Origin of the sequence: Nocardia higoensis, assembly GCF_015477835.1 — a bacterium.
GTDB lineage: Bacteria > Actinomycetota > Actinomycetes > Mycobacteriales > Mycobacteriaceae > Nocardia > Nocardia higoensis_A.
This window is the reverse complement of sequence record NZ_JADLQN010000005.1, coordinates 251,017-273,828: the sequence shown is the minus strand read 5'-3', so window position 1 is coordinate 273,828 and position 22,812 is coordinate 251,017. Positions and strand designations below refer to the sequence as shown.

The window sequence follows — 22,812 nt, the reverse complement described above, 5'->3', positions numbered from 1 at the left end:
GCAGGGCACTCACCTCACCGGCGGGCAGCGTGATCGAGACATCCTGCCAAATACGCTGCGAACCGAAGGACTTCGTCACGCCCTCTGTTCTGACCTCGACGCCCACGCAAACCTCCACAATTCTCGGCGAGCCCCCCACCGGATACACGGATGACGATCGATGCGTCACGTCACAGTGGGTTCGGTCACTCTAACGCATCGATGTGATGTGCACACCACTACCTGACCGAAGAGTAACCACGCCGATGCCGCGAATTGCGCGTTTATCGCCCGGAAATGACGAACGGGCGGCCCCCGCAATGAGGACCGCCCGTGGAAGTAATTCGGTGGAATTACTTGACGGCGACCTTGGCGCCGGCCTCTTCCAGCTTCGCCTTGGCGGCCTCGGCGGCATCCTTGGCAACCTTCTCCAGGATCGCCTTCGGGGCGCCCTCGACCAGGTCCTTGGCTTCCTTCAGGCCCAGGCCGGAGACGATCTCACGGACCACCTTGATGACCTGGATCTTCTTGTCGCCCGCACCCTCGAGGATGACGTCGAACTCGTCCTGCTCCTCGGCGGCCTCGGCCGGAGCGGCAGCGCCACCGACGGCGGCGACGGCGACCGGAGCAGCAGCGGTGACCTCGAACTTCTCTTCGAACTTCTTGACGAAGTCCGACAGCTCGAGCAGGGTCATGTTGCCGAAGGTCTCGAGCAGTTCGTCAACGTTGGCCATTGTTGTTTCCTTTCGATTTAAAAGTATGCAGGGGGTATTTATTCGCGGAAATTATTCCGCGCCGCCTTCGGCCCGCTTCTTCTCCTCGAGCGCGGCGGCCAGGCGGGCCACCTGCGACGCGGGAGCGTTGAACAGACCGGCAGCCTTCGCCAGGTTGCCCTTCAGCGCGCCGGCCAGCTTGGCCAGCAGGACCTCGCGGGTCTCCAGGTCGGCAATCTGCTCGACTTCGGCGACGGACAGCGCATTGCCGTCCATGTAGCCGCCCTTGATGACGAGCGCCTTGTTGTCCTTCGCGAAGGTCTTGAGCGCCTTGGCCGCGTTGACCGGCTCACCGGTGATGAAGGTGATCGCGGTGGGACCGACGAACAGCTCGTCCAGACCCTCGACGCCCGCCTCGGCGGCCGCCCGCTTGACCAGGGTGTTCTTGGCGACGGAGTAGGTGGCCTCGTCACCGAGCGCACGACGCAGTTCGGTGAGCTTGCCGACGGACAGGCCGCGGTACTCGGTGACCACGGTGGCCGTCGAGCTCTTGAACTGCTCAGCGATCTCCGCGACCGCGGTGACCTTCTCAGCCTTTGCCATACTTCGCCTCCTCTCTGATGCTCGGTTGGTGTCTCCCCCTACCGATCACCGCGGGAGTCTGTTGCGGGAAAGTCCCCGGCAACACGAACGCCCCGGACGCAGAGCGTTCCGGGGCGCATCAGAAAGACCCTACGAGCTCTCGCTCGAACGGGGCTCCCAGCCTCGGCTCTCCCTGCGTGGGCCGCCGGCGCGATGCCGGACCTTCGGCCGAACCCTTACGGGCACGGCGACCAACGGTCTTCGGTAGAACGGATTGGGTAGCGGTCGAACTGGTCGACAACTTCCGACCAGAGTACCCGGTAGGCCCCTCATCTGCCAAAACGGGTCGACGTCGGCCGCTCCGACCCTGTCACGCTGCTCATCGAAACGGCATCAACCGCGTGCGTTCACCATTGTGATGGCCTGTGCCGCAAGCATGTTCACCGCATCGGCGGCAGTGCTGCGGAATGCGGCGCTGGTCACCAGGCCGTCGTCGCCGATTTCGGAAGCCAGGACCTGGCTGCTCAGGCACGCCGCCCGCACCACCCGCGCACCGACGTAACCGAGCACACTCGCCAAGGTGGAGGTAGCACCCTCGCCGCGCCCCGCCGGGGCCACCGCCAGCCAGGCGACCGGCTTCTCGTACAGGTCGGCGGTGCCCACCGTCCAGTCGAGCAGGTTCTTCAACGCGCCGGGCAAGGTGCCCGCGTACTCCGGGGTCGAGATCAACACCGCGTCGGCCCACGCCAGCGCGGCCCGCAGCGCGACGACGGCGGGGAACTGCCCTGGGTCGGCACCGGGCACGAAGGCGGGCACCTCGCGCAGACCCCCGTAGAGCCGCACGCGGACCTCCCCGGTGGCATCCGCGGCGACAGTGCGCAGTGCGGCGGTGTTCGTGGAGCCCTCGCGGGTGCTTCCGGAGATCAGCAGAATCCGCGCCGTCACCGAACCCGCCGTCACCGAACCCGCTGTCGCGGAATCGGATCTCGCGGAGCCGGGCGTCGCGGAAGCGGCCGTCGCGGAGCCGGGTGATGCGGAGCCGGATGATGCGGCGCCGGGTGCCATGGAGCCGGAGGTCTGGTGTTCGGTCACACCGGGATCAACCGGGCGGTCCGGCCGGTTACTCCCGTCGGAAACGCCGTGAGGGTGGGAACGCTTCGGTAGCGTTCCCACCCTCACGGACGGATCAGGGGTTACCTGTCGGCGCTCACGCTTCCTCGTCGAGGAGGTTGCGGGTGCGGTTCGGGTCCACCGGGATGCCCGGTCCGGTGTTCGTCGAGACCGTCACCTTCTTGACGTAGCGGCCCTTCGCGGTGGAGGGCTTGACGCGCAGGATCTCCTCCAGCGCGGCGCCGTAGTTCTCCACCAGCTTGGCGTCGTCGAAGGACGCCTTGCCGATGACGAAGTGCAGGTTGGCCTGCTTGTCGACGCGGAAGTTGATCTTGCCGCCCTTGATGTCGTTGACGGCCTTGGTCACGTCGTTGGTGACCGTGCCCGTCTTCGGGTTCGGCATCAGACCGCGCGGGCCCAGGACACGCGCGATGCGGCCGACCTTGGCCATCTGGTCCGGGGTGGCGATCGCGGCGTCGAAGTCCAGCCAGCCGCCCTGGATACGCTCGATCAGATCCTCGGCGCCCACCGCGTCGGCGCCCGCCGCCTCGGCCTCGGCAGCCTTCTCGCCGGCCGCGAACACGATGACGCGGGCGGTCTTACCGGTGCCGTGCGGCAGGTTCACGGTGCCGCGAACCATCTGGTCGGCCTTGCGGGGGTCCACACCGAGACGGACGGCGACCTCGACGGTCGCGTCGGTCTTGGTGGTGGCGGTCTCCTTGGCCAGCCGCGCGGCGGCCAGCGGGGAGTAGAGCTTCGAGCGATCGACCTTCTCGGCCGCGGCGAGGTACGCCTTGCTTCGTTTTGCCATGATTGTCTGTCCTTCGTGGTTCAGAAGTGGTTCACGGGTCTGGCCGACCCTCCCACCGTGTCTTGCCGGGCGGCGTTCCAGCCCGACGGGTTCGTGCCGAGGCTCACGCCTCGACAGTGATGCCCATCGAGCGAGCGGTACCGGCGATGATCTTCGCGGCCTGATCGATGTCGTTGGCGTTGAGATCTTCCATCTTGGTCTTGGCGATCTCGCGCACCTGGTCCATGGTCACCGAGGCGACCTTGTTGCGGTGCGGCTCGGCCGAGCCCTTCTGCACGCCCGCGGCCTTGAGCAGCAGCCTGGCGGCCGGCGGGGTCTTCAGCTTGAAGTCGAAGGACCGGTCCTCGTACACCGAGATCTCGACCGGGATGACGTTGCCACGCTGCGACTCGGTCGCGGCGTTGTACGCCTTGCAGAACTCCATGATGTTGACGCCGTGCTGACCGAGAGCGGGGCCCACCGGCGGAGCCGGGTTCGCCTGACCGGCCTGGATCTGAAGCTTGATGATCCCGGCGAGCTTCTTCTTCTTGGGGGGCATCTTTCTTTCCTAGGTGTTGGTGTCCTTGCTGTGTGCAAGCCTCGCGGAAGTCGAACCCGCGGCGCGGGCCCGAACCATCCCGTCGCCGACCGCCAGGGCCGCGACGGAAGCAACTAGATCTTCGCGACCTGGGTGAAGGCCAGCTCGACCGGGGTCTCGCGGCCGAAGATCGACACGAGCACCTTCAGCTTCTGCTGCTCGGCGTTGACCTCGGAAATGCTGGCGGGCAGCGTCGCGAACGGGCCGTCCATCACCGTCACCGACTCGCCGACCTCGAAGTCGACCTCGATGACCGGCTTCGGCGCCGCCTCGGCGCCCGCGGCGGACTCGGCGCTCGCGGCAGCGGCGGCGGGCGCCTTCTTCCGCTGCGAGGCGGGCACCAGGAACTTCACCACGTCGTCGATGGACAGCGGCGAGGGCCGGGAGGTGGCGCCGACGAAGCCGGTGACACCGGGGGTGTTGCGCACCGCGCCCCAGGACTCGTCGTTGAGCTCCATGCGCACCAGGATGTAGCCGGGCAGCACCTTGCGGTTGACGTTCTTGCGCTGGCCGTTCTTGATCTCGGTGACCTCTTCGGTCGGCACCTCGACCTGGAAGATGTAGTCCTCGAGGTCCAGGTTCTGCACGCGGGTCTCGAGGTTGGCCTTCACCTTGTTCTCGTAGCCGGCGTAGGAGTGGATGACATACCAGTCGCCCTGGGCGCGGCGCAGCGCGGCCTTCATCGCGGCGACGGGATCGGCCGGCTCCTCGGGGGCGGCTTCGGCCACAGCGTCGTCTTCGGCCACAGGCTCCTCGGCGGGCGCCGCGTCGTCCACCTCGTCGCGGGCCTGCTCGGCCACCACGTCGTCGACCGGGAACTCGGCGTTGGTGTCGTTCTCCGGGGTGCTCACTGGGGCACTCGCTTCCTGTGTCGTCACGTACATCCTCTGCGTGCCGGGCCGGGCGCGACGGAGATCTCTCCGCCGGTCCGCCCCGGGGATCGGCTACGGCGTCAGCGTCGGCCGAACAGCCTCGGCGTCGGCCGAACAGCTCGGCGTCAGCCGAACAGCCAGTTGACACCCTTGATGAACGCCAGATCCAACCCGCTGATGAACGCGACCATGAAGACCACGAACACCAGAACAACGCTCGTATAGGTGACCATCTGCTTCCGGTTCGGCCAGATCACCTTGCGCAGTTCCGCGATGACCTCTCGCAGGAACTTCATCAGCCGCTTGAACGGGTTACCCGTTCCTTCGCGTGTGGCCTTGCCGGCAGACTTGTTCGCCTTGTTCGACGACCGGTCGATCGTGGCGATCGCACCGGTTTCGACCGAGGAGGACGAGCCGGAGCGGGTCCGCCGGGCCGAACGCTTGCCGCTCGGCCGGTTCACCTCGGCGGTGCCATCGCCATTGTCGGCCGCATGCGCGCCGTGGCGAGTGTCCCGCTCGTCGCTCACGTCGATCCTCTCTCGTCGCTGGCAAAAGGGCAGGGGCGACAGGACTTGAACCTGCAACCTGCGGTTTTGGAGACCGCTGCTCTGCCAGTTGAGCTACGCCCCTTCGGTTGGACCGTGTGGAACAGCTGTCCAACCACCGTTCGATATTCAGTTGTACCGGCGTCGAAGCGTTCCCGACTCCGGTCCGGGGGCACCTTACGCACCTTACACAGGACGCGCGCCGCGTCGGCGTTGCCGGCTCCCGCAGGAACCAGCCCCACAGAGCAGCGCGCAGCGGCTGGTGACCCCAGGCTCCCGAGTGTACTTACCGACCCGCGCAATAGCCAATCCGGCCCGGTGCGGCAGGTCAGCCGGTATTCAGGACAGCTGCACTGTCGCGGTCGCGCGGCCGAAGATCTTCCTGCCCGCGGACTTGGCGACGACGGCGATCACGGCGGTGCGGGTCTCGGGATCCATCGACTTCACCTTGCCGGCGTACTCGATCTCGGCGGCGGAATCGGCGGGCACGAACACCGGGCTGGTGAAGCGCACGTTGTACTCCTTGACCGCGCCGGGATCACCCAGCCAGGAGCTGATGAAGCCGCCGCCGAGGCCCATGGTCAGCATGCCGTGGGCGACCACGTCGTCGAGGCCGACCAGCTTGACGACATCGTCGCTCCAGTGGATCGGGTTGGCATCGCCGGACACTCCGGCGTAGTTGACCAGATCGCCGCGGGTCAGCCGCACCGTGCGGACGGGCAGTTCGTCGCCGACGGCGACGTGGTCGAAGGCGCGGGCGCGCTCGCTGACGAACGGCTCGGGCAGGGTGCCGACGGGGACCGGGGAAGCGCTCGCCACCTGGCCCAGCAGGTGATCGGCGCGCGGGTGGTGCTCGGGCTCCTCGGGACCGATGCCGTGCATGAGCACGTTGCGCACCGCGTGCTGCAGGTTCGGGTCGATATCGGCACCGCTGCGGCCGACGAGCGTGGTGTAGGTGGTGAGCACCAGTTCGTCGTTCTGCGCGGTCACGATGTTCTTGGTGACGATGATGTCGCCGCCGAACGCCTGCCGGAACGAGTGCAGGTACACATCGCAGGTGAGCTGGTCGCCGACCCGGACCGGGCGATGGAATTCCAGGATCTGGTCGGTCTGCATGATCTGGCTCAGGTCGTAGCCGGTGACGACCGTCTCGAACAGCTTGCGCTGGGCCAGGATGCCGACCAGGGAGACGAAGGTGAGCGGGGCGACCAGGCTGTCGTAGCCGTACTCCTGCGCGACGCTCTCGTCCCAGTGCACCGGGTGGTAGTCCTGCACGGACCGGGCGTACTCCCGGACCTTCTCGCGACCGACTTCGTAGTAGTCGTCGACGCGATAGTGGTGACCGACCATGGCCGCCGCGTGTGCCGCGGCGTCGAAGACTTCTTCGTTCACCTGGACCGCTTGCTGTGTTCCGGTGTTCGTAGTCACGTGGGGACTGTACCTATCTGACCCCGCAGCCGGGGGTCGGCGGGGGCGTTCACCTTTGTCGTACCCTACCGCAGACAGCGCTAAGGGCCGGACGATTCCGTCCGGCCCTTGGCGTTTCACGCGGAGGATGTCACGCGTGAGAAGTCAGCGGGATTCGCGATGCGCGCGATGCGTGCCGCAGTTCGGGCAGAACTTCTTCAGTTCCAGCCGATCCGGGTCGTTACGCCGGTTCTTCTTGGTGATGTAGTTGCGGTGCTTGCACTGCTCGCAGGCCAAGGTGATCTTTGGCCGGACATCGGTGGACTTCGCGGCCACGACTATGCCTTCTTTCCGGGTCGACCTGAATAATCAGTATGGGTAGCGATGGCCGGACTCGAACCGGCGACACAACGATTATGAGTCGTTTGCTCTACCGCCTGAGCTACACCGCCTTGTGCGCGGTCTGCCGTCGGCGACGCCGCGGCGAGGTTGCCGAGTCGGACACCACCGGCAATCCGGCGAGCCCCCTAACGGAATCGAACCGTTGACCTTTTCCTTACCATGGAAACGCTCTGCCGACTGAGCTAAGGGGGCATGACTACACTCGCTCCGTTGTCCCTCTTCGCGACTCCGGGGCGGCGACGTCTTGAAAGAGATTACACACACGCTACGTCGAGTTACAAATCGGCTGGTCAGACAGACTTTTCGGCAGCATCGAGAAGGGTCTCGAACGGGGCGTTCGGCTGCTCTCATCGGCCGTTCGAGATGTCCGGCGTCCCCGCCCCCGGGGCGAAGGACGCGATCACCTCGTCGGGCGCGATGGCAGCCGATCAGACCCGGCCTGCGACGAGAGCCTCGGTGAGGTCCCGGAATCACACCTGCCGAGAGCCCGAAAATCAGAAGAGCCCCGCAAGCGATTTCTCGCTTGCGGGGCTCTCTGCCGATCTTGTGGCAGGTGTAGGATTCGAACCTACGTAGGCTTTCACCGACAGATTTACAGTCTGCTCCCATTGGCCGCTCGGGCAACCTGCCGTGCCACCGTTGCCGGTGCGTGGAGCAGAATACAACGAACCCCCGTCCAGAATGCAAACCGGCTGGCCAACGCCGTGCGGACGGAGCAGGTGTCGCTTTTCGGGGGGTAGCACTTTCCGGGGTAGTGTGCCGACGTCGCCCGTACTCCCGGCCCCGGTGTGCCCGGTGGTGTGCGGAGTCGTCGGATCCATGAGGAACAGGAGCGCAGTGTGGCCGATTCGTCATTCGATGTCGTGAGCAAGGTCGATCGGCAGGAGGTCGACAACGCCCTGCATCAGGCGGAGAAGGAGCTGAGCACCCGCTACGACTTCCGTGGCACCGGCGCGACGATCGAGTGGTCCGGCGAGGACAAGATCGTCCTGACCGCCGAGGCCGAGGAGCGTGTGAAGGCGGCGCTCGAGGTCTTCAAGGAGAAGCTGATCCGCCGCGACATCTCGCTCAAGGCGTTCGACGCGGGCGAGCCCGCGGCCTCCGGCAAGACCTACAAGATCACCGGCACACTCGTGCAGGGCATCGACACCGAGCACGCGAAGAAGATCTCCAAGAAGATCCGCGACGAGGGGCCCAAGGGCGTCAAGGCGCAGATCCAGGGCGACGAACTGCGGGTCAGCAGCAAGAAGCGCGACGACCTGCAGGCGGTCATCGCGCTGCTCAAGGGCGAGGACTTCGGCATCGCCCTGCAGTTCGTCAACTACCGCTAGGTCCCGCGGGAAGACGACCGGGGCCCGAGGCGACCGAAACTCGCGATCCCGCGCTCAGCGGTAGTAGTCGTTGCGATAGGGATCGCGGCCGTCGCCCGCCAGTGCCTCCAGCCGCGCGATCCGCTCGGCCATCGGCGGGTGGGTGGCGAACAGCCGGGCGGCGCGTTCGCCGGCGCGGAACGGATTGGCGATCATCATGTGCGACTGCGCGGCCAGCTGCGGTTCCGGCGGCAGCGGAGCGGCCTGCACGCCGCGTTCGAGCTTGCGCAGGGCCGAGGCCAGCGCCAGCGGGTCGCCGGTGAGCTCCGCGCCGGACTGATCGGCCTCGTACTCGCGTGAGCGCGAGACCGCCAGCTTCACCAGGGTGGCGGCGACCGGGCCCAGCAGTGAGACGAGCAGCACACCCACGACATTGCCGCCTTGGCCGTCGCCGCTGTTGTTGCCGCCGAACACACCGGCGAAGAACGCCATGTTCGCCAAACCGGAGACGACGGCGGCCAGCGCGCCCGCGACCGAGGAGATCAGGATGTCGCGGTTGTAGACGTGGGAGAGTTCGTGGCCGAGCACCGCGCGCAGCTCGCGTTCGTCGAGGATGCGCAGGATGCCGCTGGTGCAGCAGACCGCCGCGTGCCTCGGGCTGCGACCGGTGGCGAAGGCGTTGGGGGCATTGGTGGGGCTGATGTAGAGCCGGGGCATCGGGCGGCGCGCGGTGGTCGCCAGCTCTCGCACGATCCGGTACATCACCGGTGCTTCCAGCTCGCTGACCGGGATGGCCCGCATGGCCTTCAGCGCGAGCTTGTCGCTGTTGAAGTACGCCCAGCCGTTCACCGCCACGGCGAGCCCGACGGCGAAGATCAGGATCCTGGTGTCGCCGAACATGGCTCCGGCGACAACGATCAGCGTCGACAGCCCCGCCATCAGGCCGAACGTCTTCAGATCGTTCGCGAATCCGCGCCCGTGCATGTGCCTCCTGCCAGTCCCCCGTTCTTCACTTCGCCGGTATCTCGGCCGACACGGTGGAAACGATCGCCGACGTGCCGGAGTTCCGCGCCGCCGCGCGCGGGACTCGTCGGTGTTCGCTGGTCACGGCAGGATCGCCTCGCCTCGGCGGACAACGGCGTGCGATCACCGCGACGGGCGGGCAAACGTGCGGCCGGGCCGGTGGGAGGCCGCTCAGCCGACCCGTTCGATGGTGTAGCGCACGAGCTGTTCGAGCGCGTCGTTGGCCGGACCGGCGGGCAGTGCGGCCAGTTCGGTGTAGGCCTGCTCGGCGTAGTCGCGCAGCTTCTCCTTGGCCAGCGCCATCCCGCGCGAACGGGCGAGCAGATCGATGGCCTCCGCCACGGCCTCGTCGGTCTCGGGCGGCACGGCCAGCAGCTCGCGCAGCCGGTCGGCCTCGGGGCCTTCCTCGCGCAGCGCGTAGAGCACCGGCAAGGTGTGCACGCCCTCGCGCAGGTCGGTGCCCGGGGTCTTGCCGGACTGCTCGGAGGCCGAGGAGATGTCGATGATGTCGTCGGCGATCTGAAAGGCGGTGCCGACCACGTCACCGAGGCGGGCCAGACGCTCGACGTGTCCGGCGTCGGCGCCGGAGAAGGTGCCGCCGAAGCGGCCGGCGGCGGCGATCAGTGAACCGGTCTTCTCCCACACCACCCGCAGGTAGTGCTCGATGGGGTCCTGGGTCTCGCGCGCGCCCATGGTCTCGCGCATCTGGCCGGTGACCAGTTCGGCGAAGGTCTCGGCGATGATGCGCACCGCGTCCGGGCCCAGCGTCGAGGTGAGCCGGGAGGCGTGCGCGAACAGGTAGTCCCCGGCCAGGATGGCGATGTTGTTGCCCCAGCGGGAGTTCACGCTCGGTGCGCCGCGGCGCATGGTGGCCTCGTCCATCACGTCGTCGTGGTAGAGGGTGGCCAGGTGCACCAGTTCCACGACGGTGCCCGCGGTGACCAGCGCCGGATCGGTGGGGCGAGGGCCGAGCTGACCGGTGAGGATGGTGAACAGCGGACGGAACCGCTTGCCACCCGCCTTGGCCAGGTGCAGTGCCGCCTCCTGGAGGAAATCCGCGCCGTCGGAGAGCTCGGCGATCAGCAGCTTCTCGACCTCTTCGAGGCCGTTGCCCACGGTCGCGGCGAGCTCAGCGTCACCGAGTTCCACTCCGGCGACCACCGTGCTCGAGGCACTCTTCGAGCCGCTCACTGCCGATGTGCTCATCTCGTCTCCCAGCGCCGCGTCCGACCCCACGGGTAGAGAACCTAGCGTGTCCCCGCCGCGCGGCCCATGAACACCGCCATTCGGCGGCTTATCGCACACTTTTCCACACGCCGCGCAGGCCAGATCGTGCGGCGTGCCAGTATGGATCTCATGGGTTCAGCCGATGTCATGCCCGGTCGTGTCCTGCCCGATCACGTGGAGGTGCTCGTGGTCGGTGCGGGTCCGGCCGGATCGGCGGCCGCGACGTGGGCGGCGCGCGCGGGCCGTGATGTCGCGCTGACCGACGCCGCCGTGTTCCCCAGGGACAAGACCTGCGGTGACGGTCTGACGCCGCGCGCCACCAAGGAATTGGAGTTGCTCGGTCTCGGCGGCTGGCTGCGCGCGCACACCGTCAACCACGGCCTGCGGATGACCGGCTTCGGCCGCGAGGCGCTGTTGCCCTGGCCGGGCGGGTCGTTTCCCTCCTACGGAAGTGCCGTCCCCCGAACCGAACTCGACGACAAGCTGCGCGAGACCGCGGTGAAGTCCGGCGCGCTGATGGTCGAGGGCGCCAAGGCCGTCGACGTGGTCCGCGAGGGCGATCGGGTGAGCGCGGTGCGGTTCACCATCGGGGAGCGGACCGTCACCGTCGCCTGCGACATCCTGGTGGTGGCCGACGGGGTGCGCTCGCCCATCGGCAAGCAACTCGGCCGGACCTGGCATCGCCGGTTCGCCTACGGCACCGCCGCGCGCGCCTACATCCGCTCCTCACGCAGCGACGACCAGTGGATCACTTCGCATCTGGAACTGCGCGATGCCGACGGGGAGCTGGTGCCCGGCTACGGCTGGGTGTTCCCGCTGGGCAACGGCGAGGTCAACATCGGCGTCGGATCGCTGGCGACCGAGCGGCGGCCCTCGCACGTGGCGCTCAAACCCCTGCTGCGCCATTACACTTCGCAACGCTTCCAGGAGTGGGGTTTCGAGGGCGAACTGCGGGCGGTGGCCTCGGCGCTGCTGCCGATGGGCGGCGCGGTGTCGAATGTGGCCGGGCGCAACTGGGTTCTGGTCGGCGACGCGGCGGGCTGTGTGAACCCGCTCAACGGCGAGGGCATCGATTACGGGCTCGAGGGCGGGCACATGCTCGGCCGAATCCTGGACTCCGAGGATTTCGCCACGCTCGACTTCACGGCGCTGTGGCCGGATCTGCTGCGCGAACGCTACGGCCGCACCTTCTCGGTGGCGCGGCGGATCGCCGGGCTGGCGACCCATCCGCGCATGGTGCCCACCGGCGGGCCGCCGGTCATGCGCTCGAAGTATCTGCAGCGCACGGCGGTTCGGGTGATGGGCAATCTCGTCACCGACGAGGACGTGGATCTGACCGCACGGGCCTGGCGCGCCGCGGGCCGGTTGTCCATGCGCGCGGACGATCTGGTGCCGTTCAGCTGAACCGCCGGCCGGGCCGGACAATCGCCCGAGGAGCCGCGGACCGGCGCTCTCGGCCCGCGCCACCGGCGTGCGATTGCCGATCCGCAGCGGCGAGGACGAGACGGAGATATCCGGGCCGGTCGCGAGACCAGGCCGTCGAGGCGCACGGGCGGGCGGCGCCGCGGGTTCGCGACCAGCTGTGTCGGCGCAACCGGGCCCGCGGTCGACGTGCTGGTTGCTTCCCGATGCCGCGGCCGGGTGTCGAGCCGGCCGGGGTATCGGGCAGGCAGCGCGTGGTGGCTGCCCGTCGGCGACGAACGGGTCAGGACGGCGAGCGTTGCGTGCACCACTGTTCGAAGAAGTGGCGCTCGCTGTTCAGCACCCGGTGCAGCAGTTGTTCGGCGAGTGGTTCGATGGCCCGCCCGACCAGCGGCACCTTCACCTCCAGCGTCCCGGTGACCTCGAGCTCACTGCCCTCGGCGGTGGGGCGCAGGCGATGGCTGCCGGTCATGGCGGCGGTGATGCCGGTGGTGGCCACCCGGAAGTCGCCCTCGGCTGTCTCGCCGGACAGCGGCCGCCAGTTGTCGGTGCGCTCGAAGACGAGTTCGCCGGAGAGCACTTTGCCGACGAGGGCGGGGATCTTGTCCTTGCGGGCCCGTTCGGTCATGTGGATGCGGGCGGTGCCCGGTCCGTCGGGGTGCGTCACGTCCAGGGTCGCGGTGGTGGCTTCGGCGAATCGGGTGCGCCAGGCGTCGCCGTTGGTGAAGGCCCGGTGCAGATCATCGACCGGAACGTTGTACGGCACGGTGAAGCGGATTTTTCGGGACATGGCGGTCACGCTAGCGGAGTTCCTCGGTAGCCTGTGGCCGTGTCGGAAACCAGCCAGTCCGAAAGGCGGACGACCCGGCTGCGGCGATGGCGCACCGGGGTGCTCGTCGCGGCGACGGCGGTCAGTGTGCTCATGGTGTTGCTGGTGTTCGCGGCGTGGCGCAATGATCACCTGATCTCGTCGGACAAGGTCGTGGCGACCGGCGAAGTGCTCTCGGCGGGCCGGTTGCGTTCGGCGGTCGTCTACGTCACCCCGGACGGCGTGACCCACAATCCGAAGGTCGGCATCCTCTATCCGACCAATCTCACCGCGGGCGAGCGCATCAAGGTCGAATACAGTCGCAGCGATCCCGATCTGGTCCGGGTCGCCGGCCGCGATGCTCGGGTCGCCGTCGTTCCCGCGCTGTCGGTCATCGTGGTCACCTGGTTGCTGGCGCTGCCGGTGTGGTGGCTGCTGGTGCGTGCGGGCCGGCGCGAACCCGGAGCTCCCGGAGGCGGGTGAGGAGAACAGGAGTTCGCCGGAACTTCGCGCGCCGGTCATGTCGCTGTGAGGCGCAGGCGGCGCGGATCCGGCAGCCTGGCAGGGTGCGCGTAGCCATTGTTTCGGAGTCGTTCCTGCCGAACATGAACGGCGTCGTGAATTCGGTGCTCCAGGTGCTCGATCATCTGGGCAGGCACGGCCACGAGGCGCTGGTGATCGCGCCCGACACTCCCGGTGGGCAGCCCGCGGCGCCGCGGGAACACGGGCGAGTGCCGGTGTACCGGGTGCCCGCGGTGATGGCGCCGAAGATCAGCTCGCTGCCCGTGGGGCTGCCGCAGCCGAGGATCACTCACCTGCTGGCCGATTTCGACGCCGATGTGGTGCATCTGGCCTCACCGTTCCTGCTCGGCGCGGGCGGGCTGTCCGCGGCGCTGCGGCTGGATCTACCTACGGTGGCGGTGTATCAGACCGATGTCGCCGGGTTCGCGCGCAGCTACGGTCTCGCACCGGCGAGCAGGGCCGCGTGGGCGTGGACCCGCCGCATCCACCTGCGCGCGACCCGCACGCTCGCCCCGTCCAGCGCGGCGGCGGCCGATCTGGCCGCGCATGGCATCCCCCGGGTGCATCGCTGGGGCCGAGGCGTGGACATCGGCCGTTTCACGCCGTCGGCGCGCAGTGCCGCGCTGCGGGAGCGGTGGCTGCGGGGACAGGACCGGCTGGTGGTCGGGTTCGTCGGGCGGCTGGCGCCGGAGAAGCACGTGGAACGACTGGCGGTGCTGGCCGGAGATCCGCGGATCCGCCTGGTCGTGGTCGGTGGCGGTCCCGAGCGCGACCGGCTGGGCCGGGTGCTGCCCGGCGCGGTGTTCACCGGTGAACTGGGCGGTCACGACCTCGCCGAGGCGTACGCGAGCCTGGACGTGATGGTGCATCCGGGCGAGCACGAGACCTTCTGCCAGGGCGTCCAGGAAGCGCTGGCGGCGGGCATCCCGGTGATCGGACCGGACGCGGGCGGCCCGCGCGACCTGATCTCGCACTGCCGCAACGGCTATCTGCTGCCCGTGGACAGGTTCGAAGAGCTGCTGCCGAGCGCGGTCTCGGCCCTGCACGATCGGTCTCTGCGCAGGCGCTTCGGCGCGGCAGCCCGCACATCGGTGCTGCGGCGCACCTGGCCCGCGGTCTGCGCCGAACTGATGGGCCACTACGCGGAGGTCACCGGCGTCGACAGCCGCCGTTGGCACACCGCCTGACCCGGCCGCCGGCTCGTCCGGGGCGAAGCCGCACCCGGCGAGACGAATCCCGCTGTACCGAACTAGGGTCGAGGCGTGGCGAAGACAGAGCAGCAGCGCGAGTCGTTCCGGGCCTCGCTGGACAAGCAACCGCACGAAGTCGCGACGATGTTCGACGGTGTCGCCAAGCGCTACGACCTCACCAACACGGTGATCTCGGTGGGCCAGGATCGTTACTGGCGGTGGGCGACCCGCAAGGCGCTCGACCTGCGGCCCGGCGAGCGGGTGCTGGATCTCGCGGCGGGCACCGGGGTCTCGACCGTCGAATTCGCCAAGTCGGGCGCGTGGTGCGTGGCGACGGACTTCTCCAAGGGCATGCTCGCGGCGGGCAGCTTCCGTCCGGTGCCGATGGTGGCGGGTGACGCGATGGCGCTGCCGTTCGCCGACGGATCCTTCGACGCGGTCGCCATCTCCTACGGCCTGCGCAATGTCTCGGACCCGGATCTGGCGATGCGGGAGATGCTGCGGGTGACCAAGCCCGGCGGGCGGCTGGTGATCGCCGAGTTCTCCACGCCGGTCGTTCCGGTGTTCCGCACTCTCTACATGGAGTACCTGATGAAGGCGCTGCCCCGGGTGGCGCGTGCGGTCAGCAGCAATCCGGACGCCTACGTCTATCTGGCCGAGTCCATCCGGGCTTGGCCGAATCAGCGTCAGTTCGCCATGCGGATGGCCGAAGCGGGCTGGTCGCAGGTCAAGTGGCGCAATCTCAGCGGCGGTGTCGTCGCTCTGCACCGGGGTTACAAGCTCGGCTGACCTGCCCGCGCTCCCCGCGCCGTTCCGCACCCCGGCTCCGGCTCCGATGTCCGGCCGGGCGCGTGATTCCGGACACACCTCACAGCCGCGATCCGGGGCGGTGAGGTGGATTGTCATCTGTCGCTAACGCGGGGTAAATCCGGCGCAATCGAGGGTCCGCATGATCGAGGGCATGTCGGACGCATCCATCGACCCCACACCGGGTACCGCCCGCACGGCGTGCTCGTACTGTGGCGTGGGGTGCGGAATCACTGTGCAGACCGCACCCGGTGCCACCGGCGCCCCGGTGATCGCCAAGGTCGCCGGGGACAAGCTGCATCCCGCCAACGCGGGCCGGCTGTGCACCAAGGGCGCCACCCACCTCGAGCTCACCCGGGCGCCGGGTCGGATGGAATCGGCCTACCGCCGCCCGCAACGCGACCAGATGCCGGTTCCGATCCCGGTCGACGAGGCGGTGCGCGAGGCCGCCGATCGGTTGCGGGCGGTCCTGGACGAGCACGGGCCGGACGCGATCGCGCTCTACGTCTCGGGGCAGATGTCGCTGGAGGCGCAGTACCTGGCGACCAAACTGGCCAAGGGATTCGTGCGTACCAAGCACATCGAGGCCAATTCGCGGCTGTGCATGGCGAGCGCCGGAACCGGCTACAAGCAGTCCCTCGGCGCGGACGGCCCGCCCGGCTCCTACGACGATCTCGATCACGCCGATGTGTTCTTCGTCATCGGCGCGAACATGGCCGACTGCCATCCGATCCTGTTCCTGCGCATGGCCGATCGGTTGAAGGCGGGTGCGAAGCTGATCGTGGCCGACCCGCGCCGCACCGATACCGCCGCCAGGGCCGACCTGTTCCTGCAACTGCGTCCTGGCACCGACCTCGCCCTGCTGAACGGTCTGCTGCATCTGCTGGTCGCCGAGGGCGCGATCGACGAGCGGTTCATCGCCGAGCACACCGAGGGCTGGGAGCCGATGCCGGAGTTCCTGGCCGATTACCCGCCCGAGGTGGTCGCCGGGATCACCGGGCTGGCCGAGGACGACATCCGCACCGCGGCACGTTGGATCGGCGAAGCGGGCGAATGGATGACGCTGTGGACGATGGGGCTCAACCAGTCCACCCATGGCACCTGGAGCACCAACGCGATCTGCAACCTGCATCTGGCGACCGGGGCGATCTGCCGGACCGGGTCGGGGCCGTTCTCGCTGACCGGCCAGCCCAATGCGATGGGCGGGCGGGAGATGGGTTACATGGGGCCGGGGCTGCCCGGCCAGCGCTCGGTGCTCTCGGCGACGGATCGGACCTTCGTGGAGACCGCGTGGGGGCTCGAGCCGGGCGCGCTGCGCACCGAGGCCGGACCGGGCACCATCGAGATGTTCCGGGGCATGGCCGAGGGCGAGATCAAGGCGGCCTGGATCATCTGCACCAATCCGGTGGCCTCGGTGGCCAACCGCAAGACGGTGATCGCCGGTCTGGAAGCCGCCGAACTGGTGATCGTCCAGGATGTCTACACCGACACCGCCACCAACTCCTACGCCGACCTGCTGCTGCCCGCCACACTGTGGGCCGAATCCGACGCGGTGATGGTCAACTCCGAGCGCAATGTCACCTTGATGCGGCGCTGCGTGGACCCGGTGGGCGAGGCTCGTCCGGACTGGCAGCTGATCGCCCAGATCGCCACCGCGATGGGTTTCCCCGGCTTCGACTACGCCTCCGGTGCCGAGATCTTCGACGAGATCGTCTCCTTCGCCAATCCGGCCACCGGCTACGACCTGCGCGGCATGAGCTACGACGCGCTGGCCGACGGCCCGATGCAGTGGCCGTGCCCCGACCCGGCGCAGCGGCGCAACCCGCTGCGCTATCGCAACGACGGCGTCAGCCAGGAACTGTTCACCGACGCCGACGGGCACCGCCCCGCGCTGGCTTTCGCCACCCCGAGCAGGCGCGCCCAGTTCTTCGCCCGACCGCACATGGAACCGGCCGAACTGCCCGACGACGACTACCCCTTCGTGCTCAACACCGGCCGCCTCCAACACCAGTGGCACACCATGACCAAGACCGGCCGTGTCGCGAAACTCACCCGGCTCGACGCGGGGCCGTTCGTGGAGGTGCATCCCGAGGACGCCGAACGGCTCGAGGTGCGCGCCGGGGACCACCTCGAGATCGCCTCCCGCCGCGGCCGGGCGGTGCTTCCGATGCGGATCAGCGACCGGGTACGGCCGGGGGACTGTTTCGCGCCCTTCCACTGGAACGACGAGCAGGGCGAGTACCTGACCATCAACGCGGTGACCAACGACGCGGTCGACCCGCAGTCGCTGCAGCCGGAGTTCAAGCAGTGCGCGGTCTCGCTGCGCCGGGTCGCGCCGATGCCGCGTGCCGGTGACGGGCTGAGTGGGCAGACGGGCGCGACGCTGTCCGGCACAGTGCCGAGCGCGCCGGGTGGGGCGCGGGCCGATGTGGGCGCCCGAACGGAGTCGGTTCCGGCGGGAGCGGGGCAGTGGGCACCGGCACAGCGAGGTATCGCGGATCACGACGGTGGCTCCGGCGCGGCCGGACCGCACCCGTTGGCAGCCGTGCTGGGTGTGGACACCGCGGCCGCGCCGACGCTGTCCGAACTCGAGCGCGTGTATCTGGGCGGGTTTCTGGCCGCGTTGCAGACGATCCCGGTCACCGGACAGCCTGTGCTGCCGGAATCCGCGCCGATCTCCGGATCGCGGCGGGTGTGGGTCGACGGGCTGCTGGCCGGCATGTACTCGCGCGGCCTCGCCGTAGCCGAGCCCATGGCCGGCGGGGAAACCGTGGCCGCGTCGGGGGCCGAACCCGCCGCCGCGCCGCCCACGCCGGTCACCGTGCTGTGGGCCTCGCAGACCGGCACGGCCGAGGAGATCGCCGCCGAGACCGCCGAGCGGCTGACCGCCGAGGGGTTCGCGCCCCGGCTGTGGGATATGGACTCCTGCGCGCTCGACGCGCTCACCGGGAATGTGCTGATCATCAGCAGCACCTTCGGCGACGGCGGCCCGCCGGACAACGGCGCGGACTTCTGGGAACGCCTGTCCGGCTCCGCCGTCCGCTTTCCCGGCCTGCGCTACGCGGTCTTCGCTCTCGGCGACTCGTCCTACGACGACTTCTGCGGGCATGGGCGCAAGATCGACACCCTGCTCGCCGGACGCGGCGCACAACGACTGCTGGAGCGGGTCGACTCCGAACCCGAGCACCACGAACGTGCCGAGACCTGGCTCGACGAGATCGTCCTCGTACTGCGCGGATCGCCGGGCGACCCCGGAAGTTCCACCGGCGCGGCGACTCCCACCGGAGCCGATCCGCGCGGCACGACTCCGGGAGATGACGCTCCCGGCGGCACGCCCCTCAACGGTGCCACGCACGTCCCCGCTTCCGGGGGCAGGGGGGCCGCCGGAACTGCTCTCGGCGGTACCGCATTCCAGGCCGGGCGCAACGCCGGGGCAGCCGGAGTATCGGCCTCGGCTCATGGCGGCAGCGGCTCGACCATGCTGCTCACCGAGCCCGGTCCGCAGGCCGCGCCGTTCACCCGGAACGCGCCGGTCCTCGCGCCGCTGGTGCGCAACGAGATGCTGACGCATCCGGATTCGGCTAAGGAGGTCAGGCGGTTCGGCTTCGATCTGGGCGGGCTCGGCGTGACGTACGAGGCGGGCGATTCGCTGGGCGTCCGGCCGTCGAACTGTCCCGATCTGGTCCGGGAGTGGCTGTCGGTGACCGGGTTGGACGGGCGGCGCGCCGTGGCGATCGACGAGCGCGAGATGCCGCTGGCCGAGGCATTGCGCACCCACTACGACATCACCGGGGTGAGTCCCGGCCTGCTGGATTTCGTGGCCGGGCACAATCCGAGTCAGCGGCTGGCCAAGCTGCTGCGCCGGGACAACCGCAACGAGCTGGAGAGTTTCCTGTGGGACCGGCAGGCGGTGGATGTGCTGCGCGAGTTCCCGGTGCACGCGGATCTGATCGAATGGCTGGGCGCGCTGAAAAAGCTGCAGCCACGTCAGTATTCGATCTCGTCGAGCCCGCTGGTCGATCCGCACGAGGTCCAGCTGACCGTCGGTGTGGTGCGCTACGGGGAGAATCATCGCCGCGGCGGGGTGTCCTCGACCTTCCTGGCCGACCGCGCGGGCACCGAGGTGCCGATCTTCCTGCAACGCGCCCCGCACTTCCGCCCGCCGCAGGACCCCGCCGCGCCCATGATCATGGTCGGGCCGGGCACCGGCATCGCCCCGTTCCGCGGGTTCCTGCACGAACGCCGCGCACTCGGCGCGACCGGCCGCAACTGGCTGTTCTTCGGTGACCAGCACGCCGCCCAGAACTTCTACTACCGCGGCGAACTCGAGGACATGTTCCGCACCGGCTTCCTCACCCGTCTCGACCTCGCCTTCTCCCGGGATCAGCGGGAGCGGGTCTATGTGCAGCACCGGATGATCGAGCACGGCGCGGAACTGTGGTCCTGGCTGCGCGACGGCGCGTACTTCTATGTCTGCGGTGACGCCGCGCGGATGGCCAAGGATGTGGACGACACCCTGCTCGCGCTGGCCAGGATCCACGGCAAGCTCGACGAGCAGGGCGCGATCGCCTTTCGCAAACAGCTCATCGCCGACAAGCGCTACCTCCGCGACGTGTATTGAGTGGCGTCATGCCGCGGGCGGGTTGAGCCGGGTGAAATCCGGGAGCCGATAGTACGGGTAGTAGGGGTACGGCGGTGTGGTGGCGCTCGCCTTGTCCAGGCGGGTGATCTGCTCGTCGTCCAGACGCCAGCCGACCGCACCCAGATTCTGGCGCAACTGCTCCTCGTTGCGCGCGCCGACGAGGACGGAGGAGACCGTGGGGCGGGTCAGCAGCCAGTTGAGCGCGATCTGCGCGACGGTGCGGCCGGTCTCGGCGGCGATCTCGTCGAGGACATCGACCACCCGGTAGAGCAGGTCGTCCTCGACGGGCGGCCCGGCCTCGGCGGTGCTGTGCAGCCTGCTGCCCGCGGGCAGTGGTGTGCCCCGGCGGATCCTGCCGGTGAGCCGCCCCCAGCCCAGCGGGCTCCACACCACCGCGCCGACGCCCTGATCGCGCCCGAGCGGCATGAGTTCCCATTCGTAGTCCCGGCCGACCAGCGAGTAGTACACCTGATGCGCCACGTAGCGCGGCAGCCCGTACTCCTCGGCGGCGGCAAGGGATTTCATGAGCTGCCAGCCGGCGAAGTTGGAGGCGCCGACATAACGGATCTTGCCCGCGCGCACCAGATCCCCGAGGGTGGCCAGCACTTCGGGGACGGGGGTGCGCGCGTCGAAGGCGTGCAGCTGGAACAGGTCGATGTGGTCGACGCCGAGCCTGCGCAGCGAGCCCTCGACGGCGGCGATCAGACGGGCCCGGCCCGAACCTGACTCGTTGGGGCCGGGGCCGGTGGGCAAGCTCGCCTTGGTTGAGATGAGCAGCCGGTCCCTGCGGCCCGCGACGGCCGCGCCCAGCACCTCCTCGGACGCGCCGTCGGAGTAGACGTCGGCGGTGTCGAACATGGTCAGCCCGGCCTCCAGGCAGATGTCGACCATGCGCTTGGCCTGTTTCACGTCGACATCGCCCCACGCGCCGAACAGCTCGCCGCGGCCGCCGAAGGTACCCGCGCCGAAGCTCAGAGCGGGCACCTCGAGTCCGGAGGCGCCCAGTCGCCGATACTCCATGATCCCTCCTAAAGGGATTATAGTTCCGTTAACAAGGGCGACTGTACGCCCTCGCGGCGATAAATGGAACTGGAGTCCCGTTATGACCGAACGAGCTATGGCCGAGGACGAACGCTCCCCCGGTTCGGTGCGGCCAGGGGGCCGCACCGCCCGGGTGCGGGCCGAAGTACTGCGGGCGGCCGGGGATCTGCTGGCCGAACGCGGCTTCTCCGGCCTGGATCTGACCGAGGTCGCCGCACGAGCGGGGGTTGGCAAGACGACCGTCTACCGCCGCTGGGGCACCCCGACCGCGGTGGTCGCCGACCTGCTCGAGGACATGGCCGAGCAGTCGGTGCCGCGTGCGGACACCGGCTCGCTACGCGGCGATCTCACCGAGAACGCGCGCCTGATCGCGCGCACCCTCACCGATCCGCGGCAGGGCAGGCTGTTTCGCGCCGTCATCGCCGCCGCCACCTGCGACCCCGAGGCCGAGACCGCCCTGCACCGCTTCTACGACGTCCGCCTCCGGGAATGGGGAGCGTGCGTGAGCGATGCCGTCGAGCGCGGGGAGGCACCGGCCGGCACCGACCCGCGTGCGGTGTTCTCCGCGGTCGCCGCGCCGCTGTACTACCGGCTGCTGGCCAGCGGAGATCCCATCGACGACGCGACGGCGCTGGCGGCCGCCGAGGCGACGCTCGCCGCGGTCGGCGCAGGGGTGTTCACCGGCTCGTGATGGCCCCTCGCGGGAACGGTCGGCCACTCGCGCGCGGCATCGGCAGCCCGGAGGCATCCGGGATGGACCCTCACCCGGCCCACTCCGGGTCGCGACCGGTGAGGCCGAGTACCCGGTGCAGCGCCGGGGCATCGTGCGACACCGCGACAGAGGGGCCGAACAGCCCGGGCACGCCCTCGGGCGGAGTGCCGCGCAGCATCTCGAGCAGCACCTCGATGTGGGCGTCGGCACAGTGGAACGATTGACCGGTCGCCCGAGCGAGATCCCAGCCGTGGACGACCAGTTCGTCGAGCGCGATCGCGGCCATGACGGGGGCTGCCTCGCGCACGCCACCGGCTTCGGTCTCGCCCTCCCACGCCTGCGGTGCCTGCCATGCCTCGGTCAGCGCCCGCAACCGCTCGCCGATGCGTGCCCGCCAGTCCGACGGCAGGTCGGGCAGTGCCGCGAGGTCGGGGGCCTGCGAGCGGCCGACGGATTCCTTGGTGGCTGCCTGCCGGAATGCCTCGGCCAGACCGAGGACGTGCACAAGCAGTGTGCGCACCGACGTCTCCGCACACGGGGTGGGCGCGTCGAGCTGGTCGTCGCGGATCGCGGCCACCACGGACTCCAGGGTGCTGGTGGCGGGCTGGAGATCGAAACGGGTCTGCATATGTGGTCCTCCCGGACAGGGACGGGTCGACATCAGGGCTCACCGATGCAGACGAGGCCGGCAGCGGGAAATCATCGCTCGGCAGCGGCTCGCCGCTTCAGCCCCCCGGACCGCCGACATCGGCCGGGCCGGGAAGTGCCGTGGGCACCCGGCCGCGTCGACCGACCGGGAGCGGGTAACACCGACTTCGGGCATGATCGAGAGAAGCAATTCTCGATGTGCACGAGCGGAGAGGAGCGCACGATGGTCGATCACAGCACGTTCGGCGCGGCGGACGAGGTGTCCGAGACCGATCTCGTCGATCAGACGACACCGGCGGACTACCAGGAGCCCGACGACCCCGAGGTGACCGCGCAGGACTCGCCGCCCGAAGCAGACCCGCGCGCCGGATGGGACGCCGACCCGGCCGATGTGGCCGAGCAGTTCATCGCCGTACCGATCGACGACGAGGACCGCGAGGAGAGCTGACTCCGCCGGGGACG

Annotated in this window: 22 protein-coding genes, 4 tRNA genes and 1 pseudogene; 8 read left to right on the top strand and 19 right to left on the bottom strand. The window is 69.0% G+C overall.

Features of this window, described 5'->3' with window-relative positions:
* The 14 genes and pseudogenes from IU449_RS29235 to IU449_RS23920 all read right to left on the bottom strand — a co-directional run.
* Nucleotides 1-106: pseudogene (locus tag IU449_RS29235) on the bottom strand (ABC transporter ATP-binding protein); the annotation flags it as partial.
* Nucleotides 107-332: 226 nt separating this feature from the next.
* Nucleotides 333-713 carry a 50S ribosomal protein L7/L12 gene (gene rplL / locus IU449_RS23980; RefSeq protein ID WP_195004385.1) on the bottom strand — a complete coding sequence of 127 codons (381 nt, stop codon included), beginning with the start codon at nt 711-713 and terminating at the stop codon, nt 333-335.
* Between the two features lie 51 nt (nt 714-764).
* Nucleotides 765-1,295, bottom strand: a complete 531-nt coding sequence (gene rplJ, locus IU449_RS23975) for a 50S ribosomal protein L10 (protein WP_195004384.1) — start codon at nt 1,293-1,295, stop codon at nt 765-767.
* Between the two features lie 372 nt (nt 1,296-1,667).
* Nucleotides 1,668-2,219 (bottom strand): NADPH-dependent FMN reductase, encoded by a 552-nt coding sequence (locus IU449_RS23970; RefSeq protein WP_324188404.1) that lies wholly within the window; start codon nt 2,217-2,219, stop codon nt 1,668-1,670.
* Between the two features lie 262 nt (nt 2,220-2,481).
* Nucleotides 2,482-3,195 (bottom strand): 50S ribosomal protein L1, encoded by a 714-nt coding sequence (gene rplA / locus IU449_RS23965; protein WP_195004382.1) that lies wholly within the window; start codon nt 3,193-3,195, stop codon nt 2,482-2,484.
* Between the two features lie 103 nt (nt 3,196-3,298).
* Entirely contained in the window at nt 3,299-3,733 is a 435-nt protein-coding gene (gene rplK / locus IU449_RS23960; protein WP_195004381.1) for a 50S ribosomal protein L11, read from the bottom strand.
* A 113-nt stretch (nt 3,734-3,846) separates the two neighbouring features.
* Complete coding sequence (nusG, locus tag IU449_RS23955) at nt 3,847-4,623, bottom strand: transcription termination/antitermination protein NusG (protein WP_195004421.1); 777 nt, start codon at nt 4,621-4,623, stop codon at nt 3,847-3,849.
* Between the two features lie 146 nt (nt 4,624-4,769).
* Nucleotides 4,770-5,171 carry a preprotein translocase subunit SecE gene (gene secE / locus IU449_RS23950; protein WP_195004380.1) on the bottom strand — a complete coding sequence of 134 codons (402 nt, stop codon included), beginning with the start codon at nt 5,169-5,171 and terminating at the stop codon, nt 4,770-4,772.
* Nucleotides 5,172-5,201: 30 nt separating this feature from the next.
* Nucleotides 5,202-5,274 (bottom strand) — tRNA-Trp (locus tag IU449_RS23945).
* Between the two features lie 254 nt (nt 5,275-5,528).
* Complete coding sequence (locus IU449_RS23940) at nt 5,529-6,617, bottom strand: fused (3R)-hydroxyacyl-ACP dehydratase subunits HadA/HadB (RefSeq protein WP_324188403.1); 1,089 nt, start codon at nt 6,615-6,617, stop codon at nt 5,529-5,531.
* A 144-nt stretch (nt 6,618-6,761) separates the two neighbouring features.
* Nucleotides 6,762-6,932 carry a 50S ribosomal protein L33 gene (gene rpmG, locus IU449_RS23935; protein ID WP_011211653.1) on the bottom strand — a complete coding sequence of 57 codons (171 nt, stop codon included), beginning with the start codon at nt 6,930-6,932 and terminating at the stop codon, nt 6,762-6,764.
* 43 nt (nt 6,933-6,975) lie between these two features.
* Nucleotides 6,976-7,048 (bottom strand) — tRNA-Met (locus IU449_RS23930).
* Nucleotides 7,049-7,117: 69 nt separating this feature from the next.
* A tRNA-Thr gene (locus tag IU449_RS23925) sits at nt 7,118-7,190 on the bottom strand.
* A 355-nt stretch (nt 7,191-7,545) separates the two neighbouring features.
* A tRNA-Tyr gene (locus IU449_RS23920) sits at nt 7,546-7,628 on the bottom strand.
* 209 nt (nt 7,629-7,837) lie between these two features.
* Between IU449_RS23920 and IU449_RS23915 the strand changes: the two genes are divergently transcribed.
* Nucleotides 7,838-8,329: a YajQ family cyclic di-GMP-binding protein gene (locus IU449_RS23915; protein WP_195004379.1), complete on the top strand. Its 492-nt coding sequence runs from the start codon at nt 7,838-7,840 to the stop codon at nt 8,327-8,329.
* A 54-nt stretch (nt 8,330-8,383) separates the two neighbouring features.
* Here the strand turns inward: IU449_RS23915 and htpX are convergent, their stop codons facing one another.
* Nucleotides 8,384-9,292: a zinc metalloprotease HtpX gene (gene htpX / locus IU449_RS23910; RefSeq protein ID WP_195004378.1), complete on the bottom strand. Its 909-nt coding sequence runs from the start codon at nt 9,290-9,292 to the stop codon at nt 8,384-8,386.
* A gap of 210 nt (nt 9,293-9,502) precedes the next feature.
* Nucleotides 9,503-10,537 (bottom strand): polyprenyl synthetase family protein, encoded by a 1,035-nt coding sequence (locus tag IU449_RS23905; RefSeq protein WP_195004377.1) that lies wholly within the window; start codon nt 10,535-10,537, stop codon nt 9,503-9,505.
* Between the two features lie 150 nt (nt 10,538-10,687).
* Here IU449_RS23905 and IU449_RS23900 point away from each other — a divergent pair, with 150 nt between their 5' ends.
* Nucleotides 10,688-11,962: a geranylgeranyl reductase family protein gene (locus IU449_RS23900; RefSeq protein ID WP_195004376.1), complete on the top strand. Its 1,275-nt coding sequence runs from the start codon at nt 10,688-10,690 to the stop codon at nt 11,960-11,962.
* Between the two features lie 301 nt (nt 11,963-12,263).
* Here the strand turns inward: IU449_RS23900 and IU449_RS23895 are convergent, their stop codons facing one another.
* The gene (locus tag IU449_RS23895; protein WP_195004375.1) at nt 12,264-12,770 is read right to left on the bottom strand and encodes a DUF2505 domain-containing protein; all 507 of its coding nucleotides are present in this window, start codon (nt 12,768-12,770) and stop codon (nt 12,264-12,266) included.
* Nucleotides 12,771-12,809: 39 nt separating this feature from the next.
* Here IU449_RS23895 and IU449_RS23890 point away from each other — a divergent pair, with 39 nt between their 5' ends.
* The 4 genes from IU449_RS23890 to IU449_RS23875 all read left to right on the top strand — a co-directional run bounded on the left by IU449_RS23890 (nt 12,810) and on the right by IU449_RS23875 (nt 19,928).
* Nucleotides 12,810-13,271, top strand: coding sequence for a DUF3592 domain-containing protein (locus tag IU449_RS23890; protein ID WP_195004374.1), 462 nt, complete (start codon nt 12,810-12,812; stop codon nt 13,269-13,271).
* Between the two features lie 83 nt (nt 13,272-13,354).
* Nucleotides 13,355-14,497, top strand: a complete 1,143-nt coding sequence (locus IU449_RS23885) for a glycosyltransferase family 4 protein (RefSeq protein ID WP_195004373.1) — start codon at nt 13,355-13,357, stop codon at nt 14,495-14,497.
* A 75-nt stretch (nt 14,498-14,572) separates the two neighbouring features.
* Nucleotides 14,573-15,289 carry a demethylmenaquinone methyltransferase gene (locus tag IU449_RS23880; protein ID WP_195004372.1) on the top strand — a complete coding sequence of 239 codons (717 nt, stop codon included), beginning with the start codon at nt 14,573-14,575 and terminating at the stop codon, nt 15,287-15,289.
* A 172-nt stretch (nt 15,290-15,461) separates the two neighbouring features.
* On the top strand, nt 15,462-19,928 hold the full coding sequence (locus IU449_RS23875; RefSeq protein WP_195004371.1) for a molybdopterin-dependent oxidoreductase: 4,467 nt from the start codon (nt 15,462-15,464) through the stop codon (nt 19,926-19,928).
* A gap of 6 nt (nt 19,929-19,934) precedes the next feature.
* Here the strand turns inward: IU449_RS23875 and IU449_RS23870 are convergent, their stop codons facing one another.
* On the bottom strand, nt 19,935-20,969 hold the full coding sequence (locus IU449_RS23870; protein WP_195004370.1) for an aldo/keto reductase: 1,035 nt from the start codon (nt 20,967-20,969) through the stop codon (nt 19,935-19,937).
* Between the two features lie 82 nt (nt 20,970-21,051).
* On the opposite strand from IU449_RS23870, the gene IU449_RS23865 reads away from it, so the two are divergent.
* On the top strand, nt 21,052-21,681 hold the full coding sequence (locus tag IU449_RS23865; RefSeq protein WP_228805585.1) for a TetR/AcrR family transcriptional regulator: 630 nt from the start codon (nt 21,052-21,054) through the stop codon (nt 21,679-21,681).
* 70 nt (nt 21,682-21,751) lie between these two features.
* On the opposite strand, the gene IU449_RS23860 is transcribed toward IU449_RS23865, so the two are convergent.
* Complete coding sequence (locus IU449_RS23860) at nt 21,752-22,330, bottom strand: TIGR03086 family metal-binding protein (protein WP_195004369.1); 579 nt, start codon at nt 22,328-22,330, stop codon at nt 21,752-21,754.
* Between the two features lie 243 nt (nt 22,331-22,573).
* Between IU449_RS23860 and IU449_RS23855 the strand changes: the two genes are divergently transcribed.
* Entirely contained in the window at nt 22,574-22,798 is a 225-nt protein-coding gene (locus IU449_RS23855; RefSeq protein WP_195004368.1) for a hypothetical protein, read from the top strand.
* Nucleotides 22,799-22,812: the final 14 nt, after the last annotated feature.

Bases quoted from the DNA above. Each gene is read 5' to 3' on its own strand.
- rplL (WP_195004385.1), bottom strand. From the start codon at position 713: ATGGCCAACGTTGACGAACTGCTCGAGACCTTCGGCAACATGACCCTG.
- rplJ (WP_195004384.1), bottom strand. From the start codon at position 1,295: ATGGCAAAGGCTGAGAAGGTCACCGCGGTCGCGGAGATCGCTGAGCAG.
- rplA (WP_195004382.1), bottom strand. From the start codon at position 3,195: ATGGCAAAACGAAGCAAGGCGTACCTCGCCGCGGCCGAGAAGGTCGAT.
- rplK (WP_195004381.1), bottom strand. From the start codon at position 3,733: ATGCCCCCCAAGAAGAAGAAGCTCGCCGGGATCATCAAGCTTCAGATC.
- htpX (WP_195004378.1), bottom strand. From the start codon at position 9,292: ATGCACGGGCGCGGATTCGCGAACGATCTGAAGACGTTCGGCCTGATG.
- IU449_RS23905 (WP_195004377.1), bottom strand. From the start codon at position 10,537: ATGAGCACATCGGCAGTGAGCGGCTCGAAGAGTGCCTCGAGCACGGTG.
- IU449_RS23900 (WP_195004376.1), top strand. From the start codon at position 10,688: ATGGGTTCAGCCGATGTCATGCCCGGTCGTGTCCTGCCCGATCACGTG.
- IU449_RS23895 (WP_195004375.1), bottom strand. From the start codon at position 12,770: ATGTCCCGAAAAATCCGCTTCACCGTGCCGTACAACGTTCCGGTCGAT.
- IU449_RS23875 (WP_195004371.1), top strand. From the start codon at position 15,462: ATGTCGGACGCATCCATCGACCCCACACCGGGTACCGCCCGCACGGCG.
- IU449_RS23870 (WP_195004370.1), bottom strand. From the start codon at position 20,969: ATGGAGTATCGGCGACTGGGCGCCTCCGGACTCGAGGTGCCCGCTCTG.
- IU449_RS23865 (WP_228805585.1), top strand. From the start codon at position 21,052: ATGACCGAACGAGCTATGGCCGAGGACGAACGCTCCCCCGGTTCGGTG.
- IU449_RS23860 (WP_195004369.1), bottom strand. From the start codon at position 22,330: ATGCAGACCCGTTTCGATCTCCAGCCCGCCACCAGCACCCTGGAGTCC.
- IU449_RS23855 (WP_195004368.1), top strand. From the start codon at position 22,574: ATGGTCGATCACAGCACGTTCGGCGCGGCGGACGAGGTGTCCGAGACC.